This window comes from Sporolituus thermophilus DSM 23256, assembly GCF_900102435.1.
Taxonomy (GTDB): Bacteria; Bacillota; Negativicutes; order Sporomusales; family Thermosinaceae; genus Thermosinus; species Thermosinus thermophilus.
The window spans coordinates 1-15,880 of sequence record NZ_FNBU01000037.1; the positions used below are offsets into that span (position 1 = coordinate 1).

A 15,880-nucleotide genomic window follows, 5' to 3' on the forward strand; every position below is an offset into this window, starting at 1 on the left:
ATCGCGGCGGTCAGCGAGGTTTTGCCATGGTCAACGTGACCAATGGTACCGATGTTGCAGTGAGGTTTCGTTCTTTCAAACTTTTTCTTGGCCATTTCTTTTTACCTCCTTAAAATCAGAAAGGATTAAGCGCCTTTAACTTTGGCAATAATGGCATCCGCAATGTTTTTGGGTACTTCTTCGTAGTGGTCGAATTCCATCGAGTAGTTGCCCCGGCCCTGAGTCTTGGACCGCAGGTCAGTGGCGTAGCCAAACATTTCTGCCAGCGGTACAAAGGCCCGGATAGCTTGAACGCCGGCACGGGCTTCCATGCCTTCGATACGGCCCCGGCGCGAGTTGAGGTCGCCGATAACGTCACCCATATATTCTTCCGGCACGGTAACTTCGACCTTCACGTACGGCTCGAGCAGTACCGGGTCGGCTTTTTGTGCGCCGGCCTTGAAGCCCATCGAACCGGCAATCTTGAAGGCCATTTCCGAAGAGTCTACATCATGGTACGAGCCGTCATAGACGGTAACTTTGATGTCCACCATCGGATAACCGGCCAGTACGCCATTTTCCATCGCTTCTTTGACGCCGTTTTCGATTGCCGGGATATATTCTTTCGGAATAACACCACCGACAATCTTGTTTTCGAAGATGAAGCCCTTACCAGGCTCAAGAGGCTCGATTTCCAGCCAACAGTGGCCATACTGACCGCGGCCGCCGGACTGACGGACGAACTTGCCTTCCGCTTTGACCGCCTTGCGGATGGTTTCACGGTAAGCAACCTGGGGTTTGCCCACATTGCAATCGACCTTGAATTCGCGCAGCATGCGGTCAACGATAATTTCCAAGTGCAGCTCGCCCATGCCTTGGATAATGGTCTGACCGGTTTCCTGGTCAGTATACATCCGGAAAGTCGGGTCTTCTTCCGCCAGACGCTGGAGAGCGATGGACATTTTCTCCTGGTCAGCCTTGGTTTTCGGTTCAACGGCTACCGAAATAACCGGCTCGGGGAAGACCATCGACTCGAGAATGATGGGGTTTTTCTCATCGCACAGCGTATCACCGGTCGTGGTATCCTTGAGACCGACGGCAGCGGCGATGTCACCGGTGTAAACTTCGTCAATTTCTTCGCGGTGATTGGCGTGCATCTGGAGAATGCGGCCAATCCGCTCTTTTCTACCCTTGGTAGAGTTGTATACATACGAACCGGACGTCATCTTACCGGAATAAACACGGAAGAAAGTGAGCTTGCCCACATAGGGGTCGGCCATGATTTTGAAGGCCAACGCCGAAAACGGCAGGTCATCCTTCGCCTCACGGCAGTCTTCCGCACCGGTATCGGGATTAATCCCGCGAATGGGCGGAATATCAGTCGGCGCCGGCAGGTATTCAACAACGGCGTCAAGTAGCGGCTGTACGCCCTTGTTGCGGTAAGACGAACCGCATAGCACCGGCGTCATTTTGCACGCAATTGTCGCTTTGCGGATACCGGCTTTGATTTCCTCGATGGTGAGCTCTTCCCCTTCCAGGTATTTCATCATCAGCTCATCATCGCTCTCGGCCACGGCATCCAGCAGGTTCTGCCGGTACAGTTCAGCCTGCTCGCGCATGTCTTCCGGAATATCGGTAGCCTCACTGGTCTTGCCGAGATCATCGGTGTAAATGATAGACTTCATTTCAATCAGGTCAATAATACCTTTGAAGGTATCCTCAAAACCAATGGGCAGCTGGATAGGCACCGGATTGGCGCCCAACCGGGTTTTCATCATCTCTACAACCCGATAAAAATCGGCGCCGATTATGTCCATTTTGTTTACATAGGCAATACGGGGAACACCATATTTGTCCGCCTGACGCCATACCGTTTCGGACTGGGGCTCAACACCGCCCTTGGCGCAAAATACCGCAACCGAACCATCAAGCACCCTGAGAGAGCGCTCTACCTCAACCGTGAAGTCCACGTGCCCTGGTGTGTCAATAATGTTGATCCGGTGACCCTTCCATTGACAAGTAGTGGCCGCCGAGGTAATGGTAATACCTCTCTCCTGCTCCTGGACCATCCAGTCCATCGTCGCAGCGCCATCATGGACTTCACCAATTTTGTGCACTCTGCCTGTATAGAAGAGGATGCGTTCAGTTGTCGTGGTCTTACCGGCGTCAATGTGTGCCATGATGCCAATGTTCCGCGTCTTTTCGAGAGGAAACTGTCTGGCCACTATCATCACTCCTTACAGTACATCCGGAATTACCACCGATAATGCGCAAAAGCCTTGTTGGCTTCGGCCATCTTATGGGTATCCTCTTTTTTCTTGACCGCGCCGCCTGTATTATTGGCAGCGTCCATCAGTTCGGCCGCCAGTCTTTCCCGCATGGTCTTTTCGCCACGCAGGCGGGCGTAGTTAACCAACCAACGAATGCCAAGCGACAAACGACGGTCAGGGCGCACTTCTACCGGCACCTGATAGTTAGCGCCACCGACCCGGCGGGCACGCACCTCCAGGACAGGCATAACGTTTTTAAGCGCTGTTTCAAATACTTCAACCGGGTCTTTACCAGTCTTAGCCCGGATAATATCAAACGCATCATATACAATCTTTTCGGCAATGCCTTTTTTGCCGCTTAACATGACCTTGTTAATGAGCCGGGTGATCAACTTGGAGTTGTACACCGGATCAGGCAAGACGTCGCGCTTCGGCACAGGACCCTTTCTCGGCATCGATTTCCCTCCTTCATCCATTTTTACTATTATCGCGCGCTTTATTTCTTCGGACGCTTAGCGCCGTATTTGGAGCGACCTTGGTTGCGTTTCGCGACACCGGCCGTGTCCAGCGCGCCACGGATGATGTGGTAACGCACACCCGGAAGGTCTTTTACCCTGCCGCCCCGGATGAGCACCACCGAGTGCTCTTGCAGGTTGTGACCAATCCCCGGAATGTAAGCGGTTACTTCAATGCCATTGGTCAGCCGTACACGCGCCACTTTCCGCAGCGCCGAGTTCGGCTTCTTCGGCGTGGTAGTATATACCCTGGTGCAGACGCCGCGCTTTTGAGGACATTCTTTGAGCGCAGGCGCCGTGGATTTTTTCTCTACTGTTTCTCTGCCTTTGCGCACTAATTGGCTAATTGTCGGCATAAATACACCTCCTTCCCTAAAAATGTAGATTTATAAATAATTTTGCCCCTCGCGCATAGCAAGGGGCAAAACATTAACACCCTTGACGTATGGCTAAGACACAATGGCCACCGCGGCCGCACCGACTTCGATGCCACACGCTTGGCCCAACTCGTCCATTGTGAGTCCTTCTTCCACCGGCACCCCTTTCTGCGCGCACAACGTGCGTATGGGCTGCACAATACGGTGATCAGCGTCGGTCGCCAGGTACACCCGCAGAGCCGTACCCTTTTCGATCGCCCGTGTTGTCTGCTTGGCGCCGATGACCTTTTTAGCCTTTTTTAAAGTCTCCAGCGACACAGAAATCACTCCTCAGCTTAACAAACGAATCCAATTTCACCGCAGACACTCTAATATTCTATCATTACTAACCAATGATGTCAATAAAATTGAGCTCTTACGCGAAACTTTCATGCCCACGGCGCCGGGAGTGTCACATGGCAAAGGCACTTGCAGCAAAAGCTGCCGCAAGTGCCGGAATCTTATCGGTGTTCACTGCTATTAACTTCGTCAAGGCGCCGCACTTTGATGTTGCGGTAGCGGCTCATGCCGGTGCCGGCCGGCACCAGTTTGCCAATGATGACGTTTTCCTTAAGTCCCAGCAGCGGGTCAATTTTCCCTTTAATGGCCGCTTCCGTTAGAACGCGGGTCGTTTCCTGGAAAGAAGCTGCCGATAGGAAGGAGTCGGTCGCCAACGATGCCTTGGTAATACCGAGGAGGATGGGGCGAGCCACGGCGGGCTCGCCGCCTTTCTCAATGGCCCGGGCGTTTTCACTTTCAAAAGTATTAATATCAATGTACTCGCCCGGCAGGAGATCGGTATCGCCTGGGTCTTCGACCTTGACCTTATGCAGCATTTGCCGCACCATAACCTCGATGTGTTTGTCATTGATTTCAACGCCTTGAGATTTGTAAACCTTCTGTACTTCATGAACCAGGTAGCGCTGCGTTGCCCGCAGGCCACTGACGCGCAGAATGTCATGCGGATTGACCGAGCCTTCGGTGAGGCGGTCGCCGGCCTGGACGACATCGCCGTCCTTGACAAGTAGTCTTGCCCCGTATGGGATTTGGTATACCCGTTCTTCGCCCATCGGCGGCGTAACGGTAACCTTGCGCATACCTTTGATTTCTTTGACTTCCACCGTTCCGTCAATTTCGGTAATGATCGCCTGGCGCTTTGGCTTGCGGGCTTCAAACAATTCTTCGACCCGCGGCAGACCTTGGGTGATGTCGTCACCGGCAATACCGCCGGTATGGAAGGTGCGCATGGTAAGCTGGGTGCCCGGCTCGCCAATCGACTGGGCGGCGATGATGCCAACCGCTTCGCCGACGTCGACCATATGCCCGGTGGCCAGGTTGCGGCCATAGCATTTTATGCAGACGCCATATTGCGACTTGCAGGTGAGGACCGAGCGAATGGACACCTTTTTGCGAAACTTAACGATGCGATCGGCCTTTTCTTCCGTAATTTCCTCGTTAAGCCGGACGATAAATTCCCCGGTCGTTTCATCAATGATATCTTCGGCAGCCACCCGGCCAACGATCCGGTCGCGCAGCGATTCAATGACGCTGGCCCCTTCGGTGATAGCCTCCACTTCAATGCCTTTGATATTGTTGTTGCGAACCTTGACTTCCCGGACATCGCTCGATAGAATGGCTTCAATGTGGTCTTCCGTAAGCGGCGTGTCGGCCGGAACAATTTCCTCGCCGGCGCTTGTATACACCGCCTCAACGGTATTTTTGCCGAGCATCTCCCGCACCATCGCTTCTTTGAGCGTCTGGCGCAGCTTTTCTTCCGGCGCGCCCAGGGCGATGGTTTCGGTAGCGGCACTGCCCACATCTTCTTCGGTCGATACCGACAGGCCGCGCACCACAATCTCAAGTACGCCGTGTTCGCCGATGGTTTTCAAGTGCTCATCGTCGAGGGCAGTATCTTTGGCCACCAACACATCGCCTGTCTTGGGGTCCAGGACGTCCTGCGCCAAGACGCGGCCAAGGAGCGTGTCGCGCAAAAAACCGATGGCACTGGCGCTTGACTGGGCAAGCCGGGCCCGCTCTTTGACAAGGTTAATGCCGATAACATCGCAGTCTTCCTCGCGGACAATGACATCCTGGGCCACGTCGACCAGTCGGCGGGTAAGATAGCCCGAGTCGGCCGTCCGCAGCGCCGTGTCAGCCAGACCCTTCCGGGCACCGTGCGTCGAGGTGAAGTAGTCAAGTACAGTTAGACCCTCGCGGAAGTTGGCCTTAATCGGTACGTCGATAATCCGGCCGGAGGGATCGGCCATAAGGCCCCGCATGCCGGCAAGCTGGCGGATCTGCTGGATGTTGCCGCGGGCGCCGGAGTTGGCCATCATGTAGACAGGATTAAATTTATCCAGGGCATTCATGAGCGCGGCCGTGACTTCCTCGGTCGCCTTAGTCCAGAGGTCGATAATCTTCTTGTACCGCTCGTCTTCGGTAATCAGGCCGCGGCGGTACTGTTTATCAATAATGTCGACCTGCGCGTCGGTCCGGGCCAAAATTTCTTTTTTCTCCGGCGGGATGACAATATCGGAAATAGCGATGGTGACACCCGCTTGGCGAGCGAACGTGAAGCCCATCTTTTTGATATTGTCCAAAATCTCCGCTGTTTTTGTATTGCCAAAGCGGCGGTAGGCTTTATCCACTAATTTGCCCAGCTGCTTTTTGTCCATCAGGATGCCGAGATACCATTCGCCGTTCTCCTGCCGGTATTCCCGCAGTTCCTCCGGCAGCGGCTCATTGAAGATCAACCGGCCGACAGTGGTGTTGACCAGACCCTTGCCCGGCATCCGTACTTTAATCTTAGCATGGAGAGACACTTCTTTATGGTCATAGGCCAAAAGCGCTTCATTAACATTGGCGAAAATCTTGCCTTCGCCTTTGGCGCCGTCCCGTTCAATGGTCAAGTAGTAGGACCCGAGAACCATGTCCTGGGTTGGGGTGGCAATGGGCTTGCCGTCCTTCGTGGAAAGGATGTTGTGCGCGGATAGCATGAGCATGCGGGCTTCGGCCTGGGCCTCCGCCGACAGCGGTACATGCACGGCCATTTGGTCGCCGTCAAAGTCAGCGTTGTAAGCGGTACAAACAAGGGGGTGAATCTTGATGGCCCGGCCTTCGGACAACACCGGTTCAAAGGCCTGAATACCAAGGCGGTGCAGTGTAGGTGCCCGGTTAAGGAGTACCGGATGCTCTTTGATGACCTCTTCGAGGACGTCCCAAACCTCGGGCCTGACCCGCTCGACCATCCGTTTCGCACTCTTGATATTGTGGGCATGGCCGGCGTTAACCAGCTTCTTCATGACAAACGGCTTGAAGAGTTCGAGCGCCATTTCCTTAGGCAAGCCGCACTGGTGCAGTTTGAGCTCAGGGCCGACGACGATAACCGAACGGCCTGAGTAGTCAACGCGCTTGCCAAGCAGGTTCTGGCGGAACCGTCCCTGCTTGCCTTTGAGCATATCGCTCAGCGACTTGAGCGGCCGGTTGCCGGGGCCGGTAACCGGCCGGCCGCGGCGGCCGTTGTCGATAAGAGCATCCACCGCTTCCTGGAGCATCCGCTTTTCATTGCGAACAATGATATCAGGAGCTCCCAGGTCGAGGAGACGCTTAAGGCGGTTGTTACGGTTAATGACGCGACGGTACAGGTCGTTGAGGTCAGAGGTGGCGAAGCGGCCGCCGTCAAGCTGGACCATAGGACGCAGTTCGGGCGGAATGACGGGAATTACGTCAAGGATCATCCACTCCGGCCGGTTGCCCGACTTACGAAACGCCTCCACAACTTCCAGCCGGCGAATGGCCCGGATTTTGCGCTGGCCGCTTACTTCCCTGAGTTCCTGCCGCAGCTCGCGACTCATTTTATCAAGGTCAAGTTCTTCAAGGAGTTTCTTTATGGCTTCGGCCCCCATGCCGACCTTAAAGGCGTTGCCATATTTCTCCCGGTATTCGCGGTATTCATTCTCCGTCAGCAACTGTTTTTTCATAAGGGGGGTATCGCCGGGATCAAGGACAATGTAGGAAGCAAAATAAAGCACCTTCTCGAGCGACCGGGGCGATATGTCAAGAATAAGGCCCATTCGGCTGGGGATGCCTTTAAAATACCAAATGTGAGAGACCGGCGCCGCCAGTTCGATATGGCCCATCCGGTCGCGACGCACTTTGGAGCGCGTAACCTCAACGCCGCAGCGATCGCAAACAATGCCTTTATAGCGGATGCGTTTATATTTGCCGCAGTGACATTCCCAGTCGCGGGTGGGGCCAAAAATTTTCTCACAAAACAGCCCGTCGCGCTCAGGCTTAAGGGTGCGGTAGTTAATAGTTTCCGGTTTTTTAACTTCGCCGTAAGACCACTTACGAATCTGATCCGGTGACGCCAAACCGATACGGATGGAGTCGAAGTTATTTACGTCCAACAAGGGGGTATCGCTCCCTTCTCATTTACTCGTAGTCGTCTTCAAGCTCATCAAGATAATCGCGAGGATTGATTTTCTTTTGCTTGGCGAGCTTGGCCTTCTTGCCGGCTTTACCGCGTGGGGCGACAAATTCGTCATCTTCGTCGTCGATTGCGGCCGGGGGAAGGTCAAACTTATCACTGTCCATTTCGCCGATTTCAGCGATAATATCCAGTTCTTCATCAAGTGGCTCGGCGCCGCTACCTGCTTCCATTTCATCCACCATATCGGGTTCGATGTCGTCAAGTTTTCGTTCATGCGGCAGCGGCCGATGCGGTTCTTCGCCGCCAAGGCTGAGCTCCAATTCCTTGGCTGTTTCATGGATATCCTCGTCTGACTCGCGGATGAGGATTTCCTGCGCATCCTCGCTAAGCACCTTAACGTCAAGACCGATGCTCTGCAATTCTTTGATGAGTACCTTAAAGGACTCGGGCACCCCCGGTTCAGGTACATTTTCGCCTTTGACAATGGCTTCGTAGGTTTTTACGCGGCCAACCACGTCGTCTGATTTAACCGTCAAGAGCTCCTGCAGCGTATAAGCCGCGCCGTAGGCTTCCAGCGCCCAAACCTCCATTTCGCCGAACCGCTGGCCGCCGAACTGGGCCTTGCCTCCGAGCGGCTGCTGGGTAACCAGCGAGTATGGACCGGTAGAGCGGGCATGGATTTTGTCGTCCACCAAGTGGGCCAGTTTCAACATATAGATATAGCCTACGGTAACCGGATTGTCGAAGGGTTCGCCGGTACGGCCGTCATAGAGGATGCTCTTGCCGTTTTCAGGCAAGCCGGCCATTTTCAGCGTTTTAAACACGTCTTCTTCGCGGGCCCCGTCAAAAACGGGCGTCGCCAGGTGGATACCGGCTTCCCCTGGTTTGAGCATGCCGTGTTTATCCACATCATAGCCGGCTTCCCGCAGCCGCTGCTCCACATTAGGATCCATATTCTTGATCTGGAGGCCGAGGGCGTGAGCGGCCCAACCAAGGTGCGTCTCCAATACCTGACCGATGTTCATCCGGGACGGCACGCCCAGGGGATTGAGCACGATTTGCACCGGACGGCCATCAGGCAGGAAGGGCATATCTTCTACCGGCATGATGCGCGATACGACACCCTTGTTACCGTGGCGGCCGGCCATCTTGTCGCCTTCCGAAATCTTCCGTTTTTGGGCAATGTAAACGCGGACCAGCTGGTTGACACCGGGCGGCAGCTCGTCGCCGTTTTCCCGGGTAAAGACTTTGACATCTACGATTTTGCCGGCTTCACCGTGCGGTACGCGCAGCGACGTGTCACGCACTTCCCGTGCCTTTTCGCCAAAAATGGCCCGGAGCAGCCGTTCTTCTGCCGTCAGTTCCGTCTCGCCTTTCGGCGTTACTTTGCCAACCAAAATGTCGCCGGGACGAACCTCGGCGCCAACCCGGATAATGCCGCGTTCGTCCAGATCGCGGAGCACATCCTCTGACACGTTGGGAATATCGCGGGTTATTTCTTCCGGTCCTAATTTGGTGTCGCGGGCATCGCACTCATATTCTTCGATGTGGATCGAAGTAAAAATATCTTCCTTTACCAGTTCTTCGCTAAGCAGGATGGCGTCCTCGTAGTTGTAGCCCTCCCACGGCATAAACGCTACCAGGACGTTGTAGCCAAGGGCGAGTTCACCGTTATTGGTGGACGGCCCGTCGGCCAAGGGCTGACCTTTTTCCACCCGTTGTCCCTTGTAGACGATGGGCTTTTGATTGATACAAGTTCCTTGGTTGGAACGCATATATTTAAGCAGTTTATATGTATCCAACCCACCCTTGTCATTACGGACCTGAATTTCGGTAGCCGTCACCTTTTCGACCACGCCGGCATTTTTGGCAAGCACGACCACGCCGGAGTCGCAAGCTGCTTTATATTCCATGCCGGTGCCGACGAGCGGGGCCTGCGTTTTGAGAAGCGGTACAGCCTGACGCTGCATGTTGGCGCCCATCAGGGCCCGGTTGGCGTCGTCGTTTTCCAGGAAGGGAATCATGGCGGTAGCGATGGACACTACCTGTTTGGGTGAAACGTCCATGTAGTCGACCTGTTCGGCCGGGACAACCAGAATGTCATGTTTATAGCGGACAGTAACCCGCGGTTGGACAAACCAACCGTCTTCGCTGATTTCTTCATTGGCCTGAGCAATGACCACTTCATCTTCTTCGTCGGCGGTAAGATAATGGACCTCATCGGTAACCCGGCGGTTCTCTTTATCAACTTTGCGGTACGGTGTTTCAATAAAGCCGAACTCATTAATCCGGGCATAGGTGGACAGTGAGCCGATCAGACCGATGTTGGGACCTTCCGGTGTCTCAATCGGGCACATACGGCCATAATGGGAGTGGTGCACGTCGCGCACTTCGAAACCGGCCCGTTCCCGGCTCAGGCCACCCGGGCCAAGAGCGCTCAGCCGGCGTTTATGGGTAAGCTCGGCCAGCGGATTTGTCTGGTCCATGAACTGTGACAACTGGCTGGAACCGAAGAATTCTTTAATAGCGGCCACTACCGGCCGGATGTTGATGAGTGCCTGGGGCGTGATGACATCGATATCCTGGATGGTCATGCGCTCCTTGACAACCCGCTCCATCCGCGACAAACCGATGCGGAACTGGTTTTGCAGCAGTTCGCCTACCGAGCGGAGACGGCGGTTGCCCAAATGGTCGATGTCGTCAACTTTGCCGTGGCCATCCATCAGATTAAGCAGGTAGCTGATAGCGGCGATAATGTCCTCACGGGTGATGGTACGATGCGAATAGGGCAAACTGGGATTGGCGATTATCTTGATAACCGTGCCGTCCTTCTGACGGATTTTGCATTCAATGAGGCCTGCCCGGTTGAAGACGCCGCTTGCCTCGATGCGGGCGGCGACTTTTTCGTCCACTACCGTGCCTTCGGGAACAATAATTTCGCCTGTTTCTTTATCGACAATGGGCTCATGCAGCATCTTACCCATAATACGGCGCCGCCAGCCCAGTTTTTTGGTTAGTTTATAACGTCCCACCGCCGCCAAATCATAACGCTTGGGATCAAAGAACAGTGACTCCAAAAGTTGGGTCGCATTTTCCACCGTAGGCGGCTCGCCCGGCCGGAGACGCTTATAAATTTCGACCAGCGCCTCTTCCTTGGAATCCGTGCTGTCTCGTTCCAGCGTGGCGCGGATGCGGACATCGTCGTTGAAAAGGTCAAGAATAGCGCCATTGGAAGCCCACCCCAACGCGCGGATGAGAACGGTAACCGGTAGTTTGCGGGTCCGGTCAACCCGCACAGACACGACGTCATTAGCGTCTGTTTCCAATTCCAGCCACGCGCCGCGGTTGGGGATGATGGTTGCATTATACAGCTTCTTGCCGCTTGTATCGATCGTCTCACCGTAGTAGGCACCCGGTGAGCGGACTAACTGGCTGACAATAACACGTTCGGCGCCGTTGATGATAAAAGTGCCGTTTTCCGTCATGAGCGGGAAATCGCCCATGAAGACCTCTTGTTCTTTAATTTCGCCGGTTTCCTTATTGATTAGGCGTACACTAACGCGCAAAGGGGCAGAATAGGTGACATCCCGCTCTTTGCACTCTTCCACCGAATACTTCGGCTCACCGAGCGTGAAGCCTTCAAAGGACAAGACGAGATTGCCCGTGAAGTCTTGAATTGGCGAGATGTCGCGAAATATCTCCTGCAAACCTTCCTTGAGGAACCAGTTGTAGGAGTTTTTCTGGATTTCGATGAGGTTGGGCATGTCCAGCACTTCGTTAATCTTGGCATAACTATAGCGGACCCGTGTGCCCACCTGTACAGGCTTGAACATTTACATCCTTCACCCCTTAGCCCAATTTCACTAACCATACATAAGAGCATAAAATAATGGATACTATAAATACGAAAAAGAAGCAAGGTTCTTCCATTGGTGAGGACCCTTGCTTTTTTCAGCACGATGAAATAAATGTTTCATCCTCCACTATATTACTATTTCCTGGCAATACACAAATTATACCAGCATAGCGACATAAAGTAAAAAAAATTGGCGTCTGTGTATTGCATCGCATTTTAGAATGATAACATATGTAAAATATGTTGTCAAGAAAAATTCTCCACAAAAGGAAAATTGGGGCCGCCGGCAGCTTATTCAGGCTGCGAACGGCCAGGAACCCATTGACCGGAATTGTCATCAGGACGGTTATTGTGAAAAGTAGCGTTTTCATCTGGCCTTCGGTAGTAAATAAGTCAATTTTTCAAATAAGTCAAGCCTAACCCCGCCATACACAAAGGAAAAAGGGTGCTCGCGCAGAGCACCCTTTTCGCTTTGCCAGTTCTTATTTAATTTCAACAGTAGCGCCGGCTTCGACAAGCTTAGCTTTGATCGCTTCGGCATCAGCCTTGGAAACTTTTTCTTTAACAGGCTTCGGAGCACCATCCACCAGGTCTTTGGCTTCTTTGAGGCCCAGGCCGGTGATTTCGCGCACAACCTTGATAACGTTGATTTTGCCAGCGCCGGGGTTGGTGAGGATAACGTCGAATTCGGTTTTTTCTTCGGCAGCAGGAGCGGCAGCGGCACCGGCGGCCGGAGCAGCAGCAACGGCTACAGGAGCAGCGGCGCTAACACCGAATTTTTCTTCGAGGGCTTTTACGAGCTCAGCGAGCTCCAGCACCGTCATTTTCTCAATAGCTTCCATAATTTGTTCTTTCGTCATATTTCAATACCTCCAACTTTCTAGTTGTTTATGTTTTGATTTAGGATATTGTGTTAACTAGGGAAACCAGGCTGCATCATTCATGCGGAACGTTTCACGCCGCACCGCTTATGCAGATTCTTTTTGTTTGCGGACAGCTTCCAGCACATATACGAAGTTGCGGATGGTGCCCTGGAGAACATTGACCAGACCGGCAATGGGCGCCTGCATGCCTGCCAGCACCTGAGCGATAAGGACTTCGCGCGGCGGCAGGTTAGCCAAGGCTTTAACCCCGTCGACGTCAATAACCTTGCCCTCGACCAAGCCGGCTTTGATTTCCATGACTTGCAACTTGTTTTCTTTGATGAAGTCGGAAATCACTTTGGCCGGTGCTACCGGGTCAGCGTAAGACATGGCGATGGCCGTAGGTCCTTCCAAATAAGGCTCCAGCCCTTCCAATCCCACTTCTTTGGCAGCAATGCGGGTCAGGGTATTTTTTACTACGCGATACTCAACGCCGGCTTCGCGAAGCTTACGGCGCAGTTTGGTGTCCTGAGCCACCGTAAGGCCGCGGTAGTTGGTAATAACCGCCCCTTTGGTATTTGCCAGTTTTTCTTTCAATTCAGCGACAATAGCTTGTTTCTCCGATGTTACTGCCACTTACATTCCACCTCCTTTATAGGTTTCACTGAACACCAAAATTAAAAGCGACCTCGCGGCAGCAGAAAACCGGAGGTCGCCTACACACAGGCTTAGTGTGCAGCAGCGTTTACCCGGCCTCGGCAGGCGGACTTTATCATCCATTAAAGAAACTACCTGCTTTCTACAGCCTACTAGCTATTAGATTTATGCTATTAGTCTTTTTTGCCGGGGGCGCGCAGCGTGCTCACTTTTACGCCAGGTCCCATCGTGGTGCTCAGGGTAATGCTGCGCAGATACTGGCCCTTGGCTGCAGCCGGCTTAACGCGGATCAAGGTGTCGATAAGCGTATAGAAGTTCTTAAGCAGCTTCTCGTTGTCAAACGAGACTTTGCCGATCGGCGCATGAATATTACCGGCCTTATCGGTGCGGTACTCGATCTTACCAGCCTTGATCTCTTTAACGGCGCGGGCTACATCCATTGTTACCGTGCCAACTTTGGGGTTCGGCATTAAGCCTTTGGGACCGAGAATTTTACCCAGACGGCCGACCATGCCCATCATATCGGGCGTAGCCACAGCCACATCAAAATCGGTCCAGCCTTCCTGAATTTTCGCCACCACATCTTCGGCGCCCACAAAATCAGCGCCGGCTTCTTCGGCTTCCTTGGCTTTTTCGCCTTTGGCGAAGACGAGAACCCGTTTGGTTTTACCGGTGCCATAGGGCAGAACAACGGCGCCGCGCACCTGCTGATCGGCGTGTTTGGGATCAACGCCCAGTTTTACGGCCACTTCCACCGTTTCGTCAAACTTGGCGCTGGCCGTTTTCTTTACCAGCTCAACGGCCTCTTCAGGATCATACAGCTTGCCCCGCTCAATCAGCTTGGCCGCTTCTTGATATTTCTTACCGTGTTTCGGCATTGACAATTTCCTCCTTTGTGGTAGTAGCGGAAAATCCTCCCACACGCGGCTGATGCCGCACCATATCAGTGTCAGTCAATAATGTCGATACCCATGCTGCGGGCAGTGCCCTCAATCATGCGCATTGCCGCTTCGAGGCTGGCGGCATTCAGGTCCTGCATCTTGAGTTCCGCAATCTCGCGAACCTTGGCGCGAGGAACCTTTGCAACCTTTTTCTTGTTAGGCTCACCCGAAGCAGTCTCAATCCCTGCGGCCTTTTTCAGGAGTACGGCTGCAGGCGGGGTCTTGGTGACAAAGGTAAAAGATCTATCTTCAAAGACGGTGATTTCAACCGGAATAATCAGACCGGCTTGTTGTGCCGTTCTTTCGTTAAATTCCTTAACGAAAGCCATTATGTTGACTCCAGCCTGACCGAGCGCAGGACCAACCGGCGGCGCCGGAGTAGCTTTGCCAGCGGGAACTTGCAGTTTCACAACTTTCACTACTTTTTTGGCCATTGGTTTACACCTCCTTACATGCAAAATGTGGTCTACGGGCCTTTAAACCCTCCCACGTTGGCGGCCGCTCCGCAGTCGCCAGCTCTAGGAAAACATAGCAATAATGGTTATATTTTTTCAACTTGTACGAAATCCAATTCTACCGGCGTTTCGCGCCCAAAAAGATTGATCAGCACTTTCAGCTTGCCCCGGTCGGGATAAACTTCCAGGACGGGAGCCGTCCAGTTTTCAAAAGCGCCGGAAGTAATCCGCACAAGTTGCCCCACGCTAATATCAACTTTGGGCTTAATTTCTTCAATCCCCATAGCTTTGAGGATGTGTCTGACTTCGGCATCGCTAAGCGGAATGGGTTTGGTTCCTGAGCCCACAAAACCGGTCACACCCGGCGTGTTGCGGACAACATACCAGGACCGGTCATTCACGATCATCTCTACCAGCACATAGCCGGGAAAAACTTTGCGTTTGGCGACTTTTTTCTTGCCATCCTTAATTTCCACTTCGTCTTCCATCGGCACTAAAACACGGAAAATCTCGTTTTCCATGCCCATGGAACGAACTTTTTTCTCAAGGTTGGCTTTCACTTTGTTTTCATAACCGGAATAAGTATGGATAACATACCACTTTTTTTCGGACTCCATGCAACAAGAGAGGCGCTCAGCGCCATCCCCCACCCCCTAGCTACTTAATGAATAACCGAAGCAGCTCGCTGAAACCTGTATCAATAACCCAAATAAGCAGTGCAACCGCCAATACGGAAACAAAGACAACACCCGTGTAGGTTACCAGTTCCTGCTTATTGGGCCAGGAGACTTTCTTGAGCTCGGCTCTTACGTCGCGCAAAAACCGTTTCCAGCGTGCTGTATTGGTTGGGATTGCCGTTTCTTGGGCAGCCACTTTCTCACATCCCCATTTCATACTGCCAATTTAGCATTAACCCACAACAATAATTGGCAGGGGCGGCAGGACTTGAACCCGCAACCAACGGTTTTGGAGACCGCTACTCTACCAATTGAGCTACACCCCTACATCCTTATGTTAATACAAATTCAATTATAAATTACTTGGTTTCTTTGTGTAAAGTGTGTTTTTTGCAAAACTTGCAGTATTTATTGAATTCAAGTCTATCGGGGTCGTTTTTCTTGTTTTTATTGGTTTGGTAATTGCGTTGCTTGCATTCGGTGCAAGCCAGCGTTATAGCGTTGCGCATCCTGTCCACCTCTTTCTAAATTCCAACTAAGCATGACAAACCGTCAGCATTCGTTAATACAATTTATCACACTTATTTCGCCCTGTCAATAGTCCACGCGCCCGGGTATGCAATTAGGAGCAGAAATAAACAGGGGTGGAGTGCCCCATTCCCCTGTTTATTATTCATTCCCATTTATGATAATTTTATACACTTCCGGATAAATGTCAGATAGTTTAAGCTTCGATGGCAGTTACGACACCGGCGCCAACGGTACGACCGCCTTCACGGATCGCGAAGCGCAGACCTTCCTCAATCGCGATCGGGGTGA

At 52.9% G+C, this 15,880-nt stretch carries 15 protein-coding genes and 1 tRNA gene; all 16 read right to left on the reverse strand.

From position 1 onward, the window contains the following. A partial coding sequence (locus BLQ99_RS14850) for a GTP-binding protein (protein ID WP_143005911.1) occupies positions 1 to 95 on the reverse strand: 95 nt, incomplete at its 3' end. A 30-nt stretch (positions 96 to 125) separates the two neighbouring features. Further along, a complete protein-coding gene (fusA, locus tag BLQ99_RS14260; RefSeq protein ID WP_093692131.1) occupies positions 126 to 2,204 on the reverse strand; it encodes an elongation factor G in 2,079 nt (692 codons plus the stop codon). A 29-nt stretch (positions 2,205 to 2,233) separates the two neighbouring features. After that, the gene (gene rpsG / locus BLQ99_RS14265; RefSeq protein WP_007289424.1) at positions 2,234 to 2,704 is read right to left on the reverse strand and encodes a 30S ribosomal protein S7; all 471 of its coding nucleotides are present in this window, start codon (positions 2,702 to 2,704) and stop codon (positions 2,234 to 2,236) included. A 41-nt stretch (positions 2,705 to 2,745) separates the two neighbouring features. After that, on the reverse strand, positions 2,746 to 3,120 hold the full coding sequence (rpsL, locus tag BLQ99_RS14270) for a 30S ribosomal protein S12 (protein ID WP_093692133.1): 375 nt from the start codon (positions 3,118 to 3,120) through the stop codon (positions 2,746 to 2,748). Between the two features lie 93 nt (positions 3,121 to 3,213). Then, entirely contained in the window at positions 3,214 to 3,459 is a 246-nt protein-coding gene (locus BLQ99_RS14275) for a L7Ae/L30e/S12e/Gadd45 family ribosomal protein (protein WP_093692135.1), read from the reverse strand. 182 nt (positions 3,460 to 3,641) lie between these two features. Next, positions 3,642 to 7,592, reverse strand: coding sequence for a DNA-directed RNA polymerase subunit beta' (gene rpoC / locus BLQ99_RS14280; protein ID WP_093692137.1), 3,951 nt, complete (start codon positions 7,590 to 7,592; stop codon positions 3,642 to 3,644). 22 nt (positions 7,593 to 7,614) lie between these two features. Continuing rightward, on the reverse strand, positions 7,615 to 11,445 hold the full coding sequence (rpoB, locus tag BLQ99_RS14285; RefSeq protein ID WP_093692139.1) for a DNA-directed RNA polymerase subunit beta: 3,831 nt from the start codon (positions 11,443 to 11,445) through the stop codon (positions 7,615 to 7,617). Positions 11,446 to 11,950: 505 nt separating this feature from the next. Next, positions 11,951 to 12,328: a 50S ribosomal protein L7/L12 gene (rplL, locus tag BLQ99_RS14290; protein WP_007289419.1), complete on the reverse strand. Its 378-nt coding sequence runs from the start codon at positions 12,326 to 12,328 to the stop codon at positions 11,951 to 11,953. A 108-nt stretch (positions 12,329 to 12,436) separates the two neighbouring features. Further along, positions 12,437 to 12,967 (reverse strand): 50S ribosomal protein L10, encoded by a 531-nt coding sequence (gene rplJ, locus BLQ99_RS14295; RefSeq protein WP_093692141.1) that lies wholly within the window; start codon positions 12,965 to 12,967, stop codon positions 12,437 to 12,439. Between the two features lie 194 nt (positions 12,968 to 13,161). After that, on the reverse strand, positions 13,162 to 13,866 hold the full coding sequence (gene rplA, locus BLQ99_RS14300; RefSeq protein ID WP_093692143.1) for a 50S ribosomal protein L1: 705 nt from the start codon (positions 13,864 to 13,866) through the stop codon (positions 13,162 to 13,164). Between the two features lie 71 nt (positions 13,867 to 13,937). Further along, positions 13,938 to 14,363, reverse strand: coding sequence for a 50S ribosomal protein L11 (gene rplK, locus BLQ99_RS14305; protein WP_007289416.1), 426 nt, complete (start codon positions 14,361 to 14,363; stop codon positions 13,938 to 13,940). A 107-nt stretch (positions 14,364 to 14,470) separates the two neighbouring features. Further along, entirely contained in the window at positions 14,471 to 15,001 is a 531-nt protein-coding gene (gene nusG / locus BLQ99_RS14310) for a transcription termination/antitermination protein NusG (protein ID WP_093692145.1), read from the reverse strand. A 40-nt stretch (positions 15,002 to 15,041) separates the two neighbouring features. Beyond that, complete coding sequence (gene secE / locus BLQ99_RS14315) at positions 15,042 to 15,257, reverse strand: preprotein translocase subunit SecE (protein ID WP_093692147.1); 216 nt, start codon at positions 15,255 to 15,257, stop codon at positions 15,042 to 15,044. Between the two features lie 54 nt (positions 15,258 to 15,311). Then, positions 15,312 to 15,387: transfer RNA gene (locus BLQ99_RS14320), tRNA-Trp, on the reverse strand. A 33-nt stretch (positions 15,388 to 15,420) separates the two neighbouring features. Further along, complete coding sequence (rpmG, locus tag BLQ99_RS14325; protein WP_093692149.1) at positions 15,421 to 15,570, reverse strand: 50S ribosomal protein L33; 150 nt, start codon at positions 15,568 to 15,570, stop codon at positions 15,421 to 15,423. A 215-nt stretch (positions 15,571 to 15,785) separates the two neighbouring features. Next, the coding region (locus BLQ99_RS15340) for an EF-Tu C-terminal domain-related protein (RefSeq protein WP_143005912.1) at positions 15,786 to 15,880 on the reverse strand (95 nt) is incomplete at its 5' end.